The 18,669-nt window shown below is 70.0% G+C and carries 12 protein-coding genes and 5 pseudogenes; 3 read left to right on the top strand and 14 right to left on the bottom strand.

Going from position 1 to position 18,669, the window contains the following annotated elements:
• Positions 1-145: 145 nt before the first annotated feature.
• On the bottom strand, positions 146-1,597 hold the full coding sequence (locus ABZ855_RS12745; RefSeq protein ID WP_360805324.1) for an MFS transporter: 1,452 nt from the start codon (positions 1,595-1,597) through the stop codon (positions 146-148).
• 88 nt (positions 1,598-1,685) lie between these two features.
• Between ABZ855_RS12745 and ABZ855_RS12740 the strand changes: the two genes are divergently transcribed.
• Entirely contained in the window at positions 1,686-2,564 is an 879-nt protein-coding gene (locus tag ABZ855_RS12740) for a helix-turn-helix transcriptional regulator (RefSeq protein ID WP_360805319.1), read from the top strand.
• Between the two features lie 111 nt (positions 2,565-2,675).
• Here ABZ855_RS12740 and ABZ855_RS12735 read toward each other — a convergent pair.
• The 8 genes and pseudogenes from ABZ855_RS12735 to ABZ855_RS12700 form a co-directional block, all read right to left on the bottom strand.
• A pseudogene (locus ABZ855_RS12735) lies at positions 2,676-3,060 on the bottom strand (CoA-transferase); the annotation flags it as partial.
• Positions 3,061-3,479: 419 nt separating this feature from the next.
• Complete coding sequence (locus tag ABZ855_RS12730) at positions 3,480-4,247, bottom strand: SDR family oxidoreductase (protein WP_360805316.1); 768 nt, start codon at positions 4,245-4,247, stop codon at positions 3,480-3,482.
• Positions 4,244-5,215 carry a fumarylacetoacetate hydrolase family protein gene (locus tag ABZ855_RS12725; protein ID WP_360805313.1) on the bottom strand — a complete coding sequence of 324 codons (972 nt, stop codon included), beginning with the start codon at positions 5,213-5,215 and terminating at the stop codon, positions 4,244-4,246. Before ABZ855_RS12725 ends, ABZ855_RS12730 begins: the two co-directional genes overlap by 4 nt.
• Positions 5,216-5,319: 104 nt before the next feature.
• Positions 5,320-6,252, bottom strand: a complete 933-nt coding sequence (locus tag ABZ855_RS12720) for a VOC family protein (RefSeq protein ID WP_360805310.1) — start codon at positions 6,250-6,252, stop codon at positions 5,320-5,322.
• A 4-nt stretch (positions 6,253-6,256) separates the two neighbouring features.
• Entirely contained in the window at positions 6,257-7,333 is a 1,077-nt protein-coding gene (locus ABZ855_RS12715; RefSeq protein WP_360805307.1) for an amidohydrolase family protein, read from the bottom strand.
• On the bottom strand, positions 7,330-8,451 hold the full coding sequence (locus tag ABZ855_RS12710; RefSeq protein ID WP_360805304.1) for an FAD-dependent oxidoreductase: 1,122 nt from the start codon (positions 8,449-8,451) through the stop codon (positions 7,330-7,332). Before ABZ855_RS12710 ends, ABZ855_RS12715 begins: the two co-directional genes overlap by 4 nt.
• A 23-nt stretch (positions 8,452-8,474) precedes the next feature.
• Positions 8,475-9,446, bottom strand: a complete 972-nt coding sequence (locus ABZ855_RS12705) for a cyclase family protein (RefSeq protein WP_360805301.1) — start codon at positions 9,444-9,446, stop codon at positions 8,475-8,477.
• Positions 9,443-10,441 (bottom strand): fumarylacetoacetate hydrolase family protein, encoded by a 999-nt coding sequence (locus ABZ855_RS12700; RefSeq protein WP_360805298.1) that lies wholly within the window; start codon positions 10,439-10,441, stop codon positions 9,443-9,445. Before ABZ855_RS12700 ends, ABZ855_RS12705 begins: the two co-directional genes overlap by 4 nt.
• Before the next feature lie 136 nt (positions 10,442-10,577).
• Between ABZ855_RS12700 and ABZ855_RS12695 the strand changes: the two genes are divergently transcribed.
• Together ABZ855_RS12695 and ABZ855_RS12690 are read left to right on the top strand one after the other, a co-directional pair.
• Positions 10,578-11,519 (top strand): LysR family transcriptional regulator, encoded by a 942-nt coding sequence (locus tag ABZ855_RS12695; protein WP_360805552.1) that lies wholly within the window; start codon positions 10,578-10,580, stop codon positions 11,517-11,519.
• A 289-nt stretch (positions 11,520-11,808) separates the two neighbouring features.
• Positions 11,809-13,102, top strand: a pseudogene (locus ABZ855_RS12690) (MFS transporter).
• Positions 13,103-13,491: 389 nt separating this feature from the next.
• Here ABZ855_RS12690 and ABZ855_RS12685 read toward each other — a convergent pair.
• The 5 genes and pseudogenes from ABZ855_RS12685 to ABZ855_RS12665 form a co-directional block, all read right to left on the bottom strand.
• Positions 13,492-13,878: pseudogene (locus ABZ855_RS12685) on the bottom strand (DUF3500 domain-containing protein); the annotation flags it as partial.
• A 26-nt stretch (positions 13,879-13,904) separates the two neighbouring features.
• Positions 13,905-14,174, bottom strand: a pseudogene (locus tag ABZ855_RS12680) (DUF3500 domain-containing protein); the annotation flags it as partial.
• 27 nt (positions 14,175-14,201) lie between these two features.
• Positions 14,202-15,128, bottom strand: a pseudogene (locus ABZ855_RS12675) (amidohydrolase family protein).
• A gap of 40 nt (positions 15,129-15,168) precedes the next feature.
• Entirely contained in the window at positions 15,169-17,136 is a 1,968-nt protein-coding gene (locus ABZ855_RS12670; RefSeq protein ID WP_360805295.1) for an acetoacetate--CoA ligase, read from the bottom strand.
• A gap of 59 nt (positions 17,137-17,195) precedes the next feature.
• On the bottom strand, positions 17,196-18,647 hold the full coding sequence (locus ABZ855_RS12665) for an amino acid permease (RefSeq protein ID WP_360805292.1): 1,452 nt from the start codon (positions 18,645-18,647) through the stop codon (positions 17,196-17,198).
• Positions 18,648-18,669: the final 22 nt, after the last annotated feature.

Here is an 18,669-nt window from a genome sequence, read left to right as displayed (position 1 = left end):
GTGAGGACGCCACAACGATCGACAGGCCCCCCGTTGGCCAGTGTGGATCAAGAGTGGGCCACTGTGACGGGGCACTGCTTCGACCGCGGTCGAGCCGCCACAGCTTGAGGTGATCGAGGACTCGGACGACCTGGTCTTGCCCGGCCTACCGCGCGTCGAGTGCCTCAACTTCGGCCGCTTCTGGGACCGCCTTCGCGTTCGTCCTACGGCTCCGGAGGCCGAGGGCGACGAGAACGGCGGCCGCAAGCACGATCGTCGTTTCCACGACAAGCACCGTGTGAAGGCCCGTCAGCAGGTCCGAGGAGGTGGTGGCGAGGACGCCCAGCAGCGGGATGCCGACGGTGATGCCGACCTGCTGGGTGGAGGTGACCAGGCCGGTCGCCAGGCCCTGCTCCTCGTTCGGCACACCGGACGTGACCGTCAGACCGTAGGAGACGATCACACCGAGGTGGCACACGCACGCCAGGGAGACAGCAACCGTGGCGAGCCACACCGACCAGACGTCGGCGTTCACGCCCAGCAGCACCCCGGTCAGCACACCCTGCCCGACGAGCGAGCCGACGAGCGTGCGACGGGCGCCGAAGCGGCCGATGACCTTGGAGGCGTAGGCCCCGGCGACGGCCGACAGCACACCCGCCACGCCGAAGATCAGCCCGGTTCGGAAGGCGGATAGATCCAGGGTCTCCTCGAAGTACAGGGTCAGCACGAACACCAGCGTCGACATCATCGAGAAGGTGACCAGACCGGCCAGGTTGCCCCATGCCACGGTGCGGCGGCGCAGCATCGGCAGGGAGACCAGCGGCGCCTCGGTGCGGGATTCCACGAGCACGAACAAGGAAAGCAGCGCCAGGCCCGCCCCGAGGGTGGCGATGACGTCGAGGTGGCCGAATCCGCGGTCGGCGGCCGTCGACAGGGCGTAGATCACCGACAGCAGACCGCCGGTGACGGTGACCGCGCCGGGCACGTCCAGGCGCGGGCGCTCAGGGGTGCGGGACTCCGGGAGCAGACCGGGGGCCAGGGGCAGGACGATCAGGGCGAAGAGAGCGAGTACGCCCATGGTGGAGCGCCAGCCCAGTACATCGGTCATGACACCGCCGGCCACCATGCCCACGGTGAAGCCGAGCGAGAGCAGCGTGCCCGAGATACCGAGAGCGCGGTCGCGGGCCGGTCCCTCCGGGAACGTCGTGGTGAGCAGGGACATCCCGGTCGGCACGATGGCCGCCGCGCCGATCCCCTGCAACGCCCGCCCCGCCAGGAACGACGCCGGGTCCCAGGCGAAGGCCGCCAGCAGTGAGGCCGCCCCGAACAGGGCGAGGCCGGACAGGAACAGCCGCCGGCGGCCGTACAGGTCGCCGATGCGGCCGAACAGGAGCAGGAAGCCGCCGGACGGCAGGGCGAACGCGGTGACGGCCCACTGCAACGCCCACCGGCTCATGCCGAGGTCGGCGCCGAGGGCGGGCAGCGCCACGTTCAGCACGGAGAAGTCGAGGGCCACCATGAACTGGGCGGCGCACAGGACGAACAGGACGAGTTTGTCACGCGTGGACAAGCGTGGTGCGGCGAGCGGTGAGGGGTTGGGGGTGGTGTCGATGGCCATGGGTGAGAGCCTGCGACCAGCGGAATAGCAGTGGGGAGTGTCAGGTTGTCCTGGTGGCAGCACCACCAGACACGAGGAGGACCGGCACATGCCCGGGGACACGTCCAAGGCCCGGCGGCGCAGTGAGCTGCGCGAGTTCCTGATGAGCCGGAGGGCTCGGGTCACCCCGGCGGACGCCGGGCTTCCGGACGGTGGTGCCTTTCGGCGTACCCCGGGTCTGCGACGTGAGGAGGTCGCGGTGCTCGCGGGTGTCGGCGTCTCCTGGTACCAGTGGCTGGAACAGGGCCGGAACATCTCGGTCTCCCCCCAGGTCCTCGACTCCGTCGCCCGTGTCCTGCGGCTGACCAATACCGAGCGCCGCCATCTCTACGTCCTCGCCGAGTTGCACCCGCCCGTACCCGAGGCCGAGCCGGACAGGCAGGGGGACACCCCCGCGGGGCTGCAGCGGATGATCGACGCGTGGATGCCGTATCCGGCCCACATCATGGACCTGTACTACAACACCGTGCTGTTCAACGACGCGGCCGCGACGGTCCTCGGGATGAAGCCCGGCATCACGCAGAACTGCCTCGTCGACTTCTTCACCGACCCGATGTATCGCGCCCGTTCACGGAGTTGGGAGCAGAACGCGCGCACGGTCGTCGCGCAGTTCCGGGCGGCCAGCCTGGCCAGCCCGGACGACGAGGGATTCCAGGCAGTGGCGTCCGAACTGAAGGCGGCGAGCCCGGAGTTCGCCGAGTTGTGGGAGCGGCGGGACATCGAGGAGGCCGGGCAGATCCGCAAGGAGATGATCCACCCGGTGCTCGGGCTGCTGTGCTTCGAGTCCAGCGTAATGAGGCTGCCGGCGCGGCCGGATCTGTCGATCGTGCTGCACACGCCGCTTCAGGAGGCGGACACCGCGGGCAAGCTGGAGTGGCTGGCGTCGCCGGAGGGGCGGCGCGGGGCGATGTACCCCGTGGCGGGATAGCCGCGCTGCTGAGGTTTTCGGTTCGGTGGATGGCCGCCGCGCCAGGGTGGGGTGTCGACGGCCGCGGCTCCGGCCGATGACGGACCTGAGCCGGAGAGGACGATTCATGGACTCGGGCGGGGAGGCCACGGCGACCGAACCGTCCGCCGCATACCTCCACGGCAGACCGCCCTTCGCGACCTGGGTGCCCACACCGGCCGGGGTGTAGAACGCGGGGATGCCCGCGCCGCCGGCGCGCAGCCGCTCGGCCGGTGTCCCCTACGGCACCAGCTCCACCTCCAGCTCGCCCGACAGGTACTGGCGGGCGAACTCCTTGTTCTCGCCGACGTCACTGCCCGTCACGCGGGCGATCCGGCCGGCGGCGAGCAGCACGCCCAGCCCGCGCCCGGATCACCACTTCGGGAATGCCGCTGAGGCCGAAGCCGCCGACGGCCAGTGACGCGCCGTCGGGAATGTCGGCGACCGCCTCGCCGGCCTTCGCGCTCACCTTGTTCACTAAAGTGCTCTCTTTCAGCCGGGGAGTACGGACAACCAGCCGCCGTCGACGAGGTTGGCGCCGTGCCTCGGTGTCGATCACCCCAGGGCTGACGCAGGTCGCGCGGATGCCGTACGGGGCTCCTTCGGCGGCGAACTGGCCACCGATGTGTGCGGCCGGCCACACCGAGTCCGGCTCGGCGCGCATCGTGAAGCCGAAGTCCTCGTAGGAATGTCGATCCCCCGAAGGCGTCCGCGGCCAGCAGGCCGGAGGCGACGGCCGTGCCCGCCTGCGCGACGAGACGCTGGGTCACGGGCGCAGACTCGTGCCGCAGGTCGCAGCCGACAACGATCGCGCCCTCGGCCGCGAACCGCAGCGCCGCCGCGCGTCCCCGACCGCGGGCCGTGCCCGACATCAGGGCCACCTTCCCTTCCAGCGTTTCAATTCCCCTCCGAACTCGAAGCAGCCGAACCCAGAGCGTCCGAGATGGACTTGACGCCGCCGTGCGCGGTGAGTCCACCGTCGACCGGGATCTCGGCGCCGGTGATGAAGGACGACTCGTCGGACAGGAGGAAGACCACGAGCGGGGCGACCTCGTCCACCGTGCCGGTGCGGCCGAGGGGTGTCTCGCGGATGTTCGCCTCACGGAAGGCGGGCGCGGCGGAGGCGGTCATCTCGGTCTCGATGAAGCCGGGGTGGATCGTGTTGACGCGGATGCCGCGCGGGCCCAGCTCCATGGCGGCGGTCTTCGACAGGCCGCGCAGTGCCCATTTGCTCGTTGTGTAGGCGACCGGGTAATGGCCGCTGAGCGCGGCGGTGGAGCCGACGTTGACGATGGACGAGCCGGGCGGCATGAGGGGCGTGAGGTTCTGGATGGCAAGGAGCGGGCCCGTGACGTTGACGGCGTGGACGCGGGCGAAGTCGTCGGGGGTCACATCGCCGAGGCGAGCACGCCAGGTGATGCCCGCGTTGTTGACCAGGCCGTGCACCTGGCCGTACGACTCCCGCAACTCGGCGGCCAACTGTGCCCAGTGCTCCTCGTCGGTGACGTCGAGGCGGCGGCAGCCGGGGGTATCCAACACGTCGGTGGCGATGACGCGGGCGCCCTCGCGGGTCAGGGCCTCGGCCTCGGCGGCGCCCTGGCCGCGCGCGGCACCGGTGACGACGACGACCTTGCCGAGGAGCCGCTTGGGGTGCAGGTCGTTCACGGCCGCTCCCTGGTACGGCGGCGGGCGTTCGGCAGCGGCTGCGGATCCCTGCCCGCCACCACGGTGTTGGAGACGGTGCCGATGCCCTCCACGGTGAGGACGACGGTGTCGCCCGGCTTCAGCGGGGGCGGGGACTGCTCACCCCGGACGCCCCACAGCTCGGCGAGGCAGCCTCCGTTGCCGCAGGTGCCGGAGCCGAGCACGTCGCCGGGGCGAACGACGGTGCCGCGCGAGGCGTAGGCGACCATCTCCTCGAAGGTCCAGCTCATGTTGGACAGCAGGTCCTTGCCGACGACCTCGCCGTTCACCGAGGCGGTCAGCGCCAGGCGCAGAAAGCCGTCGGTGTCGCGGTACGGCTCCAGTTCGTCGGCGGTGACCAGGTACGGGCCGAGGGTGGCGGCGGTGTCCTTGCCCTTGCACGGGCCGAGGCGGACCTGCATCTCGCGGGACTGCAGGTCGCGGGCCGACCAGTCGTTGAAGACCGTGTAGCCGATGATGTGGTCCCGTGCCTGCTCTGGCGTCAGGTCCCGCCCCTCCTGCCCGATGACGGCGGCGACCTCCAGCTCGAAGTCGAGGACTTCGCTGCCCGGCGGCACCGGGACGTCGTCGTGGGCGCCGATGACGGCGTACGGGTTGGTGAAGTAGAACGTCGGGGCGTCGTACCAGGCTTCGGGCACCCCGCCGACGCCGTCCACGGACCGCCGTACCCCTTCGACGTGCTCCTCGAAGGTGACGAAGTCCCGCACGGTGGGCGGCTGAAGCGGCGGCAGCAGTCGCACCTCGGACACGTGGGGGCCCGGCGGGACGTCGAGCGTGGCGGCGCCGGCGTGCAGGAGCGCGTCGAGTCCGCCGCCGGAGCGGATCAGCTCGGTGAGCGAGCGCGCCCCGGGGATCGGGTACAGCGTGCCGTCCTCCTCGACGACGGCGACGCGGTGTTGTTGCTCGTGTTCGTAGGCGGCGAATCGCATGTGTGGCTCCAGGTTCCGACGGGTGTCGGCAGAAGGGGACCGGTGAGGCGGGGCGGGGAGTCAGGGCAGAGGACAGGGCCACCGCGCCACCGGAACCTGAGGGATCAGACCGGCGGGGCGACGAACACGCCGCGGTCGACGTCGTTGAACGACTCCTTGGCGACCAGCTCGTTCATCGGGTTCGCCGTTCCCCACTGGTCGGTGACCTCGGGCTGGGAGAAGTCGTAGACGTGCGGGTGCCAGGTGTCCTCGTCCAACAGCTCAAGCTCGGTGGTGTACTCGACCGTGTTGCCCTGCGGGTCCAGGAAGTACGTGAAGGTGTTGTCGCCCGCCAGGTGCCGACCGGGGCCCCAGATCTTGCGGAAGCCGGCCCGGAGCACCCGTCCGGAGCCCCGCATGTACTCGTCGATGCCGCGCATCTCGAAGGAGATGTGGTGCAGGGCCGTGTGCGGCCCCTGGGCTATGGCCATGGAGTGGTGCTGGTTGCTGATACGCATGAAGTGCATCGCTTCGCCCATCTTGGGATGCATCAGCGTGTCGGAGAGCCGGAACCCGAGGTGACGCTCGTACCACTCCCGAGTGCGGTTCAGGTCCGGGGAGTTGAGGACGACGTGCGACAGCTTGACCGGGATCGACTCCTTCTCCTCGATCTTGCGGTGCTGCCTGACCTCGACGTCCGCCGAGACCTCGATGGTGCGTCCGTCGACGTCGAAGAAGCGGAAGCCGTAGCCACCGCCGGGGGTGTCGACCTTGCCCGGCTGCGAGATCAACTGCACGCCACCAGCGAGAAGTCGATCGGCGAGGATGTCCACGTCCGGTACTGAGGCCGCACCGTACGAAACGAGGTCGAGCCGCTTCTCGTCGGCCTTGCGCAGCCGCACGACGTACTGCTCCGGGGAGCCCTCGGCGGCCAGGAACGAGATCCCGGAGTCCTCGGCGACCTTGGTCAGGCCCCACACGCCGGAGTAGAAGTCGAGCTGCTTGTCGTAGTCGGGCACGGCAAGGTCGACATGCCTCAGATGGGTGAACAGACGCATGATGTCAGTCCTTCCGAAGGAGGGCGGCGGCATTGCCGCCTCGTACGGCATGGAAGTCCGGGTCGGACAGCCCCGCCGCGCGCAGCGCGCCCACGGGGTCTTCGGTGCCCATGTCGAAGGGGAAGTCGGAGCCGAGCAGCACCCGGTCCGCTCCGACCGCGCCGATCAGCGCCCGCAGTACCTGCGGGTCGTGGACCAGGGAGTCGAAGTACAAGCGCTTGAGGTAGCTGCTGGGCAGATGGGCGCAGCCCGCGCCCGCGTCGGAGCGGGCCGACCAGGCGTGGTCGGAGCGACCGATGTGGGTGGGCAGGTAGCCGCCCCCGTGCGCGGCGATCAGCTTAAGCTCCGGGTGCCGGTCCAGCACCCCGGAGAAGATCAGGTGCGAGAGGGCGACGGCGTTCTCGGTGGGCTGTCCGACGGTGTTGGACAGGTACCACTGGTCCAGGCGCTCGTCGAGCGTGCAGCCGAAGGGGTGCAGGAAGAGGACCGCGCCCGTCTCCTCGGCTCGCTCCCAGAAGGGTTCGTACGCAAGGTCGGACAGCTCCCGGCCCGGCGCGTGACTGGAGATCTCGACACCCAAAAGACCTTGGTCCAGGGCGTGTTCGAGGGCCCGCACGGCCTGCTCCGGATGCTGGAGGGGGGCGAGGCCGAGCCCCCGCAGCCGGTCGGGCGCCTGTGCGCAGTGCGCGGCCGTCGCCTCGCCCGCGAGCCGGTGGAGCTTCTCGGCCGTCGCCTCGTCCGCCCAGTAGTGGTAGTGCGAGGGGGACGGGCTGACCAGCTGGACGTCCACGCCCTGCCCGTCCATCGCGGCCAGACGTAGGCGCACGTCGGTCAGCCTCGGGACGCGTTCGCGGACCATGGGGCCGCTGACGGCCCGGGCCGCGGGCCCGTTGCGGCGGGCGTCGAGGGCCCTGGCCTCCGCCAGGCCCGGCAGGTCGGCCACCAGGGCCTCGACCTCCGGGATCAGGACGTGCGCGTGTACGTCGACGGTCGGGGAAGTGCGCGCGTCGGCGCTCGACGAGGGGCGGGTATCGGGCTGGGGACGGCTGCCGGCGGTGGCCCGGGGAGGCTGGGCCGTCACGGCAGCTGCCTGAGCACCGGCAGGGTGGCGTCCAGCAGCCCGGGCACGTCACCGGGCACGCCGTCGAGCTGCCACTGCCCGATCTGCACGGACGCTTCGACGACCATCCGGACCCGGTCGATCCGCCGCTCGTAGTAGCGCGTGAACAGTTCCTCGTCCCACGCGGATCCGCTGGTCAGCAGCTCGGACAGCACCCAGGCGTCCTCCATGGCCATCGCCGCGCCCTGGGCCATGGTCGGCGGGCAGCAGTGCGCGGTGTCGCCGACGAGGACGACCCGGCCCCGGTGCCAGGAACCCTCGACCAGCATCCGGTCGAACCAGGTGTAGTTCACCTGCGCCGAATCGTTGATCGAGTCGCGGATCTCGTCCCAGGCACCGCCGTAGCCCTCGGCGAGGCGGCGCATCTCCTGCGCGTAGGACTCGGGCGGGATCGTGGCGCGGTCGCGGCCGGCCTCCACCAGATAGGCGTAGATCGTGTCCTTGCTGGTGGGCGTGTAGCCGGCGATGTAGCAGGGGCCGCCGTGGGAGAGGTCGCTGCGCTCCACTCCGGCCGGGCGGGGCGCCGGGACACGCCAGATCGCCATGCCCGTCGGCTCGGGTTTGACGTCGATGCCGATGGCGGCGCGGGTCGCGGAGTTGAGGCCGTCTGCGGCCACGACGAGGTCGTAGCGGCCCTCGGTGCCGTCACTGAACCGGACGGTCACTGACGTGTCGTCCTGGGTGAGGATCTCGGCGGTGGTGCCGAGCCGGACGTTCGCGCCGGATGCCCGGACGGCGTCGGCGAGGATGCGCTGGAGTACCGGGCGCTGCATGCCCAGGGTGGCGGGGAGGTCGTCTCCGCCCGTGCGCAGGACGTCGCCGACGTGCAGCACGGTGCCGTCGGGCGTCGTCAGCCCCAGGGCGTCGAAGCCGAAGCCGTGCTCGCGGACCTCGTCCCAGACGCCGATCTCGCGCAGCACGCGCAGGGCGTTGCCCTGAAGGGTGATGCCGGAACCGCGTACGTTCCAGTCCGGTCTGACCTCGACCAGGTCGACGTCGATGCCGGCCCGCCGCAGCAGCACGGTCATGACGTTGCCGGAGGTGCCCCCTCCGATGACCAGGACTCTCTTTCCTTCCATGGCCAACTCCTTTGTTGGGCAGGTCACTTGACGGCGACCGGATTGACGGGGGAGCCGACGGCTCCGGTGATGGGCAGGGGCGCGGCGGTGAGCCAGAACTCGTACACGCCGTCAAAGGCGCAGTCGGCCGCGAGAGCGTCGGGGTCCCACATCTCGCCGATCAGCAGGCCCATGTTGGGGATGGCGACCTGGTGCAGCGGCTGGAAGGCGCCGTCGAACTCGTTCGGCCGTACCTCGAAGCCCCAGGTGTCGGTGGCGATGGCGGCGATCTCGCTCGCGTGCAGCCAGCCGGCGGTGGTGAAGGACAGACCGGGCGAGTCTCCGCCCGCGTAGTCGCCCCAGCCCTCGCGGCGGGCGCGTGCCAGGCGCCCGGTCCGGACAATGACGATGTCCCCGCGGCCGACGGTCACGCCGTGCGCCTCGGCGGTCGCGGTCAGGTGTTCCTCGGTGATCGCGAAACCGTCGGGCAGTTCTCCGCGTTCGTCGCCGATCACCCGGCCGACGTCGAGGAGGACTCCGCGCCCGGCGACGTACGGGGCCATGTGCTCGATGCCGGTGACCAGATCACCGTCCGAGGTGACGGTCTTCGCGGCGTCGCGTCCGTTCCACGCCTTGCCGTGGTCGAAGATGTGCCCGAGCCCGTCCCACTGGGTGGAGCACTGCAGGGGCATCGCGATCACGTCGTCGGCGCCGCCGATGCCGTGCGGGAAGCCCTGGTTGCCGAGGGCCGCGTCGGTGCCCGTGTCCAGCATGGTGTGGACGGGGTTGGTGCGGCGGCGCCAGCCCTTCTGCGGGCCGTTCATGTCGAACCGTTGCGACAGCGAGAAACTCACGCCCCGGCGGACCAGGGCCGCGCCCTCGCGCCGCTTGGCCTCGTCGAGGAAGTTGAGGGTGCCGAGCACGTCGTCCTCGCCCCAACGCCCCCAGTTGGAAACCCGCTTGGCGGCCTCGGTGATCGCGCCCTCGGCGTCCGCAGGATCGAGCGGGGCCGTCACGACGCGGTCCCCTCCGCGACGCAGCGGGTGCGCTGGGTGCCCAGGCCCGTGATGGAGCCCTCCATGACGTCGCCGTCGCGCAGCAGCCGCCCCCAGTGCATGCCGTTGCCGGCCGGACTGCCGGTGAGCACCAGGTCGCCGGGCAGGAGCCGGGAGGTCTGCGAGATGTACGACACCAGCCGCGCGACGCCGAAGAGCATGTCCTTGGTGGACTCGTCCTGCATGGTCTCGCCGTTGAGCTTCAGCGTGACCCGCAGGTCACCAGGGTCGGCGATCGACTCGGCGGGCACGATCCACGGGCCGAGCGGGGTGAAGCCGGGGGCGTTCTTGCTGCGCAGCCAGTCGGTGCCGATGGCCTTCATGTCCCGACGGAAGACGGTGGCGCGGTCGGTGAGGTCGTTGGCGATCGTGTAGCCCGCGACGTACTCCAGGGCCTCCTCGACCGTCACCCGGTAGGCGGGCCTTGCGATGACGGCCGCCAACTCCAGCTCCCAGTCGGGCTGTTCGGCCCAATCCGGAAGTACGACGTCGTCGAAGGGGCCGGTGATCGCGCTCGGCAGGCCGGTGAACACGTACGGCAGGTCCTCGGCCGCCCTACGGTCCATGATCACGGCAATTTCAGCGCGCGCCTCCTCTACGGTGCGGGGGTCGTCGGGGGCACGGTGGGCGACCTCCAGGTCGATCACGTGCTGCCGGTAGTTGGCGCCGGACTGGAAGACCTGGCGGGGTTCGACCGGCGCGTGGGCCCGCAAGTGCTCCAACGGTCGCCAGTCGGCCGTCTCATCGGCCGCGAGCCCGTGCAGGCGAGGGAGTATCTCGTCCCAGCGCTCAAGGATGCCCCGGGTCGTCAGGGCCGGCTCTCCGAGGGCCGTGGGAAGATCCAGCACGTGCCCCCCAGGGATCACGAGACCGGGGAACGACGCCTGGTCAGGGCCGGAGAAGACGCCAAGGGCGAAGGGTCCGGAGAAGGATGCGGAAGCGGCTGCGGGTTTCACGGGAATGTCCTCCAGATTGCAGTGAGACCAATGTGACCCCCACCGCGTAATCTGGGAAATAGATTCTTTAGATGTTGATCATCTGTTGTGTAGATGGTGCTGCCGCAAGCAGCCTCGCTCTGGAGGCGTCGTGTCCGTGTCCCTCGCCGGCCTCGATCTCAATCTCGTCCTGTCCCTGCGGGCCCTGCTGGAGGAACGCAACGTCACCCGCGCCGGGCAGCGCGTCGGGCTCAGTCAGCCGGCGATGAGCGCGGCCCTGGCCCGCCTGCGCCGCCACTTCGACGACGACCTGCTCGCGCGCGTCGGCAAACAGTACGAACTGACCGCCCTCGGGCGCGCCCTGCTGGACCGCACCTCGACCGCCTGCGACATGCTGGAACGGGTCTTCAGCAGCAGGGCCGACTTCGCCGCGGGCAGCGAGGAGCACGAGTTCACCCTTCTCACCTCCGACTACGCCCTCGCCGTGTTCGGCGCCGAACTCGCCCGTACCGTGCACGCCGAGGCCCCGGGGGTGCGGCTGCGCTTCCAGCGGACGCCCATCGACGTCACGGAGGACACGGCACCGCTGCTCAGCACGGCCGACGGGCTGCTGATGCCGCGCGGCATCATCGGCGGTGTCCCCGCCGTCGACCTGTTCACCGACCGTTGGGCCTTCCTGGTCGCCGAGACGAACGACGAGGTCGGCGACCAGCTGACCATGGACGACCTGGCACGGCTGCCGTGGGTCGTGTACCAGCGCGCCTACGACGCTCCGGCCGCCCGGCAGCTGAGCATGCTCGGCGTCGATCCTCGCGTGGAGATCTCCGTCGACAGCTTCCAGGCGCTGCCCTTCCTGGTCGCCGGCACCCGCCGGATCGCCCTGGTACAGCAGCGCCTGGCCGAGCTGCTGCGCGGCGTGGCCGCCGTGCGCCTCATGGAACCGCCCTACGGGGCGGTCCCTCTCCAGGAGGCACTGTGGTGGCACCCGGTGCACACCCACGACGCCGCCCACATCTGGCTGCGCGAGACCGCGGCCCGCGTGGGAGCGGAGCTGGCCGCTTCCGAGCCCGGTCGTATCGGCGCGGTCGCGCCGAGATAGCGGGCTCCTACAGGTGCCCGGCATCCAGACCCCGGATGATCCACATCTTCGATATCGATCGGATGAGGGCTAGGCAGGACCTGCCCCTTGGCCCATAGTCGTCTCAACCCGGCGCCGGAGCCGCACCATCACCCGCCGGCCGGGACCGCGCAGGCGCCCGGTGCGCCTGCCCGCCGCGACGCCCGGCAGTCATAGGCACCTCGCTCCGAACCTGCCACCGGTACCGGGCGGCCCGACCTCGACGGCCGCACCCTCGTCCCCCTCCCGACCCGCCACGTGGAGTTCCCGCATGCCTGCACCCGTGCCTCCGCTCCCGTCCCCGACGCCCGCAGCCGTCGAGGACACCCCGATCGAGCAGCCGGTGTCCGGCCCCGGCCACCGGCTTCGCCTCACGCTACTGATGGCCGGCAGTTGCCTGCCCATCCTGGGCGCCGTTCTCATCGCCCCCGTCCTGCCGCAGATGCAGGCCTACTTCGCCGACGTGCCGGGCGTCGACGCTCTCGTCCCCATGGCGCTGACCATCCCCGCCCTCTCCCTGGCGCTGCTGGCCCCCTTCGCCGGCGTCATCGTCGACCGGCTGGGACGCAAACGCCTGCTCGTCGTCTCGACCGTGCTGTACGCGATCCTCGGCACCGCTCCCCTGTGGCTGGACTCCCTCGGCGCCATCGTCGCCAGCCGTGCCCTCGTCGGTGTCGCCGAAGCCGCCATCATGACCTGCAGCACCACGCTGATCGGCGACTACTACTCCGGCCGGCAACGCGACCGCTACCTCGCGATGCAGACGATGTGCGCCTCGATCTCCGCGACGGCCTTCTTCGTCCTGGGCGGGGCGGCCGGATCGGCCGGCTGGCGCATGCCGTTCTGGGCCTACGCCGTGAGCCTGCTGCTCGCCCCCGCCATGGCCGCCTTTCTGCCCCAACCCCGACCGGCCGACCGCGCGAACGGGCCCTCCCCCACCGCCTCGGAACCGACGGAGCAGGCGGTCAAGCGGCCCTTCCCCTGGCGTCCGCTGGCCGGCACGTGCGCGCTGACCCTCTTCGGCGCCGTCCTCTTCTACACCGTCCAGGTGGAGATGGCGTTCCTCCTGGACGACATGGGCGTGAGCAACTCCGGCGTGATCGGACTGACCACAGCCAGCTCCAGTGCCGCGGTCGTGGTCGGCGCCGCCGTCTTCGCCAAGGCCGGCCGCAGCCCGCAAGTCTGGCTGCCTACCGCCTTCGGCCTGTGCGCCCTGGGCTTCGCGGTGATCTGGCTCGCCCCCAACCCGGTCGTCCTGGCCATCGGTGCCGTGATCAATTGCCTGGGCAGCGGCATCATGCTGCCGAGCCTGCTCACCCTCGCCATGTCCAAGCTCGGCTACGCAGACCGCGGCCGCGGCACCGGCCTGTGGACAGGCTCCTTCTTTCCTCGGCCAGTTCATCTGCCCGCTCGTGGTCCTCGCACTCACCTCCGCCGTCGGCACCCTGGCGAACGCCCTGGGCGTCCTCGCCCTCGCCGGGACCGTCGCCACCGCCGCACTCGGCCTCACCGCCCGGCGCCGGACGGGAGCCACCCAGGAACCGGTCCGCCACATGGCGGGCTGACCTGACGCGGCGCCGATCCACCACCGACGCCCTCCAGATCGGCATCGCGGTCATCCCCGCGATGCCGAGCTCCGCCGTTGCACCGTAGAAACGAAAGCTGCCGACCCTGATCGCCGCCGACCGTCGCAATCCGGCATGACGCACCGGGCTGTTGTCCTGTCGTACGGCCTAAGGAGCTGCCGGAGATCCCGTTGCAGACAGCGGCCGTGGCCCGGGCGGCGCTCCCGCAGGGAGCCCGGCAATCCGACTCCGCCATCGGCTGCACGATGCCCAGCTTGCGGCAGGGTCGCTTGAACTTCCGGGAGCAGTATTCGCTGCCGCTGTCGGTGTGCATGATCACACCGCGGACGTCGCCGCCCCGGGTGGCGTCTGCGCACCGCTTCTGTGCGTCACTCCGCGCGGTTCCCGGATGCCCACTGGGTGACCCATGCTCGTCCGTGGTCGTTTCCGTGCGGTGTGCGCACCACCGTGTGGATGTGGAAACGGGCGTGGGGTGTCATAGTCCAGGAAGCAGTGGTGGTCGAACTCGACGATGATGACCCGTGGCTGTACGCGGAAGAGAACACGTCGCCGGGCTGGAGGCCGCCTATCCAGCACCACCACGTGTCCTGGAGATGGTTCCGGACCTGCCGCATCCTGGCGGCACGCGGCCCCTCAGGGAGCACGGAGAGGAACTCCTCGACGACCTCGAAGACCAGTTCCTGGGCGCGCTCGGGCATGTGCGCCACGGGCGTGCCTTCGAAGGGGATGACCCGGTTGTCCTGGAAGGCGCCGGCGAGGTGTCGCTCGTCGCCGGGTGGAAGAGGACCGCTGCGGCGCGCTGGTCGTCCGGCACCAGGTTCATGAGCTCCAGCGCAAGTTCGGCGCGTCGCTGGAACGGACGGCCGGACCCCGCGTACTCGCCCTCGTGGATCTGGTCGGGCTCGGCGCCCAGGAACAGCGGGCTGATCGTCACGTTCCCGTCGACGACCAGGCAGTTCACGGCCGCGTGGGGTCTGTACAGCTGCCATCCCCACGGCTGTTCGGAATCCGGAGTGCCATGGAGAGCGATGTTGTAGCTCTCCGACGACATCGGCGTGTCGCTGAGCACGGACCTGAACTACCGATTCCCCTCGCACCGTTGGCCGGCCGCCGTGGTCACTGATCCGTCATCATTGGACATTCCCAGCCGCATTATCCGGGCCGCGTTCTGCTTGATGATCAGGGGCCTTACCTCGTCCTTGATCGGCAGTTCGGCGAAGTCGGCCAGCCAGCGGTCGGGGGTGAGGACGGGGAAGTCCGAGCCGAAGAGCACCTTGTGTTTGAGGAAGCTGTCAGCCGCTCGCACGAGCTGGGGCGGGAAGTACTTCGGTGACCAGCCCGACAGGTCGATGTAGACGTTGGCTTTGTGGGTGGCAATGGAGATTGCCGCGTCCTGCCAGGGGACTCAGGGGTGCGCCATGATGATGGTGAGGCCAGGGAAGTCGGCGGCCACGTCGTCGAGCAGCATGGGGTCGGAGTATCGCAGTTTGATGCCGCGTCCGCCGGACAGGCCGGCTCCGATGCCGGTCTGCCCGGTGTGGAAGAGGGCGGGAACGCCGAGTTCGGCGAGGGATTCGTACAGCGGGTAGTGGCGGATGTCGTTGGGCTGGAAGGCCTGAAGACTGGGATGGAACTTGAAGCCGCGTACGCCGTGTTCGGTGACCAGGCGTCGGGCGCGTCGGATTGCGGCCTGTCCGGCGTGCGGGTCGACGGAGCCGAAGGGGATGAGGACGTCGGGGTGTGCGGCGGCCTGGTCGGCGATCTCCTCGCTGGACAGGGCCGGGTGTCCGGTCGCAGCGGTGGCGTCGACGGTGAACACGACTGCCGCCATGTGCCGGGCGCGGTAGTGGTCGGCGATGTGCGCGAGGGTGGGCGTGCGGTGTGCGGAGGACTTGAAGTAGGCCGCGGAGGCGTCCATGAGTTCGTCGTCGAGTGAGTAGCAGCCGTGGGTGTCCTGCTCGACGTGGACGTGGATGTCGATCGCGTTCAGGGCGGTGGCTTCCATACGTTCTCTCCTCTGCGGGGCTCGTCGAAGGGCTGGGGGTTCAGTGCGCGAGGCGCTGCGCCGCCAGTGCGGCGAAGGTGTCCAGCGACGCTGGGGCGGCCAGGGAGTCGCTGCCTGCTACCTCGGAGGGAGCGGCCCCCAGAAGGATTTTCTTGACCGGTACCTCGAGTTTCTTGCCGGTGCGGTTGCGGGGTATGACGGGCACGGCGTGGATGCTGTCGGGCACATGGCGTGGGGAGAGGGCGTTGCGCAGCCTGGTGGTGATCAGCTTGCGCAGGGCGTCGTCGAGTCCCGCGCCGTCGCGCAGTGCGACGAACAGGAGGAGTTCCCCGGGGCCGCCTGCGGTGTCCTCGAGGTGGACGACCAGGCTGTCGTCGACTGCGGGGAGTTCTTCCATGACGCGGTAGAACTCCGCGGTGCCAAGGCGAACCCCGCCGCGGTTGAGGGTGGCGTCCGAGCGTCCTGCCACCGTGCAGCTCCCTGTCGCTGCCGCGAAGCGCACCCAGTCGCCATGGCGCCACACGCCCGGGTAGGCGTGGAAGTAGGTGTCCCGGTAGCGGGAGCCGTCGGTGTCGCCCCAGAAGCCGGTCGGCATGGAAGGCATGGGCTGGGTGATGACCAGTTCGCCGAGTTCGTCGATGGCCTCGTTGCCCTGTTCGTCATAGGCGGAGGCGGCCACTCCCAGGCAGGGGCCGGAGATGGCTCCGGCCCACACTGGCTGCAGGGGGCTGCCCTGCAGGATGCCCGAGCACACATCCGTGCCGCCGCTGCCCACGTTGAGCAGCACGCGGGGGCCGAACTGTTCGTGCACCCAGTGGTAGCCCTCGGGTGGCAGTGGGCTTCCGGCGGCGCCGATCTGGCGCAGCCGGGACAGGTCGTGGTCCGCTGCCGGGGTCAGGCCCTGTTTGCGGCAGGCCATCAGGAATCCCGGGCTGGCACCCATGAGGGTGGCGCCGGTGTTCTCGGCGAGGCGCCACTGCCAGTCCAGGTCGGGATGGAGGGGGTTGCCGTCGATCAGCACGACCGAGGCGCCCACAAGCAGCCCGGAGACCAGGGAGTTCCACATCATCCAGGCCGTGGTGGTGAACCACAGGATGCGGTCGCCCGGGCGCAGGTCCCAGCTCAGGGAGTGGTTTTTCAGATGCTCCAGCAGGACGCCGCCGTGGGCGTGGACGATCGGCTTGGGTTGGCCCGTGGTGCCCGAAGAGAACAGCACCCACAGCGGGTGGGCGAAGGGGACCGCTTCGAAGCCGGGCTCTGCGCCCCCAGCGAGCAGGTCGTCCCAGGACACCGTGTCCGGGAGATGCGCCGGCCCGTACGGGACGTGGACGGTGTGGCGAAGGGTGGGCAGTGCGGCCCGGATGGCGGCGACCTCCTCGCGCCGGTCGATGTCCTTCTCCCCGTAGCGGTATCCGGAGATGGTGAGCAGAACGGTGGGATCGATCTGCGAGAACCGGTCGATGACGCCCCGGGCGCCGAACTCCGGCGCGCAGCTTGACCAGATGGCTCCCAGGCTGGCGGTGGCCAGGAAGGCCACGAGGGTCTCGGGGATGTTCGGCAGGTAGGCGACGACCCGGTCGCCCCGACGGACACCGAGCCGGCGCAGACCGGCCCTGGCGTGTGCGACCTGCCGGGCCAGTTCCCCCCAGGTCAGTTGGACCGGCCCGCGAGTCTGGGAACGGGCCAGCACCGCCAGGTCACCGGGCATGTGTTCGCCTGGACGCAGGGCGTGCTCGGCGTAGTTGAGCGTGGCGCCGTCAAACCATTCGGCGCCGGGCATGTCCCTACGGCCGAGCACTCGACGGTAGGGGGTGTGCGCGCGGACGTCGAAGTATTCCCAGATCGACGACCAGAAGCCTTCGAGGTCGGTGACGGACCAGCGGTGCAGGGCGCGGTAGTCGGTGCAGGCGAGGTTGCGGTGCTGTTCCAGCCAGGCGAGGTAGTCGCCGATCACGGTGGTTTGGCCAACGTCGGGGGCCGGTGCGCGCAGCATCTCCGGCTCATTCATGTGGTGCTCCTTCGCGGATGTGGTTGGTCAGGCCGTTCACGGCCTGACCAACCACGAGATCAGGCACCCGCAGGGGCCTGCGGATGCGGCGACTCGGGCGCTGTGGGCAGGGTGCCCGTCTCAGGACGCTGCCCCGCCGCCGATGCGGATCGGAGTTGCTTGATCACTCCGGCGATCAGGGCCACGGCAGTGGCCAGTCCGCTGAGCAGTAGTGATCTCTGGCTGCCTGAGTCGAAGGCGAGTCCGGTCACGATGCCGACCAGGATCAGCACCACCAGTGCGGGAAGGTAGGGGAAGCCCCACATGCGCACGGTGAGTCTTTCGACCTCGGCCGCGCCCATGCGGCGGCGGGTCTGGATCTGGGTGGCTGCGATGAAGAGGTAGACGGCGACGCCGATGGTCCCAGAGGACTGCAGGAGGAACAGGAAGACGGAGTCGGTGGGGAAGAAGTAGTTGGCCACCACGGTGAGGAAACCGCCGGAGCTCGCTGCGAGGACGGCGTTGGCGGGAACGCCGCGCGCGGTCACGCGTCCCAGAGCGGCAGGCAGTTCAGCACGCTGAGCGGCAGCGAACATCATGCGGGAGGAGGAGTACATACCGGAGTTGAGCAGCGACAGCACCGCTGTCAGGACGATGACGTCGACGATCGCTGTCGCGTGCGGGACACCGAGCCGCGCGAGTACGGCACCGTAGGGGCCGGCCGCGATGTCCTTGGCGTCGTAAGGAATGAGGGTGACGACGACAGCCACCGACCCGACGTAGAAGATCATGATCCGGACGATGACCGAGCGCATCGCACGGCGGACCGCGGCGGCGGGCTGTTTGGCCTCGCCTGCGGCGATGGTCACGCTCTCGGCACCGAAGAAGGAGAAGAAGACCACCAGACAGGCGAGCCAGACCGGCTGCCAGCCGTGCGGGGCGAAGCCGTGCCCAGTGAGGTTGGACAGCCCCGGCGCATGGGTGCCGGGCAGCGCACCGGTGATGGCCAGCGCGCCGATTACCAGGAACGCGCAGATCGCGACGACCTTGATCAGCGCGAACCAGAACTCGAACTGGCCGAAGGCTCGAGCCGAGACCAGGTTGGTCAGCGTGAACACCAGCATGAAGACCAAAGCCGCCGCCCACGGTGCCACCGCGGGGAAGAACCCGTGCACGACGGCCGCGCCGGCCGTGGCCTCGAAGCCGATCACGACCACCCATGAATAGGTGTACAGGGAACTCACGGTGACGCCCGCCCAGGGGCCGAAGGCGCGGGTGGCGTAGGTGGCGAAGGAGCCCGAGTCGGGCGAGGCCACAGCCAGTTCAGCGAGCATTCGCATGATCAGGAAGACGACGGCGCCAACGCCGATGTACGCCAGCAGCACGGCGGGGCCCGCCGCGGAGATCGCGGTGCCGCTGCCGACGAACAGGCCGGCGCCGATGACGCCGCCGATGGCGATCATGCTGAGTTGCCGGGTGGACAGGACGGGCTTGAGGGCCCGCGGGGACGGGGGTGTAGAGTTGTTGATCATCTGGGGCCTCCAGGAGGTCGCC

This window comes from Streptomyces sp. NPDC047042, from assembly GCF_040644035.1.
In the GTDB taxonomy this organism is placed as follows: Bacteria; Actinomycetota; Actinomycetes; order Streptomycetales; family Streptomycetaceae; genus Streptomyces.
Note: the sequence above shows the minus strand (reverse complement) of the source record. Positions and strands in the feature narration are given on the sequence as shown.

Bases quoted from the DNA above. Each gene is read 5' to 3' on its own strand.
- ABZ855_RS12745 (WP_360805324.1), bottom strand. From the start codon at position 1,597: ATGGCCATCGACACCACCCCCAACCCCTCACCGCTCGCCGCACCACGC.
- ABZ855_RS12740 (WP_360805319.1), top strand. From the start codon at position 1,686: ATGCCCGGGGACACGTCCAAGGCCCGGCGGCGCAGTGAGCTGCGCGAG.
- ABZ855_RS12725 (WP_360805313.1), bottom strand. From the start codon at position 5,215: ATGCGATTCGCCGCCTACGAACACGAGCAACAACACCGCGTCGCCGTC.
- ABZ855_RS12720 (WP_360805310.1), bottom strand. From the start codon at position 6,252: ATGCGTCTGTTCACCCATCTGAGGCATGTCGACCTTGCCGTGCCCGAC.
- ABZ855_RS12710 (WP_360805304.1), bottom strand. From the start codon at position 8,451: ATGGAAGGAAAGAGAGTCCTGGTCATCGGAGGGGGCACCTCCGGCAAC.
- ABZ855_RS12670 (WP_360805295.1), bottom strand. From the start codon at position 17,136: ATGAATGAGCCGGAGATGCTGCGCGCACCGGCCCCCGACGTTGGCCAA.
- ABZ855_RS12665 (WP_360805292.1), bottom strand. From the start codon at position 18,647: ATGATCAACAACTCTACACCCCCGTCCCCGCGGGCCCTCAAGCCCGTC.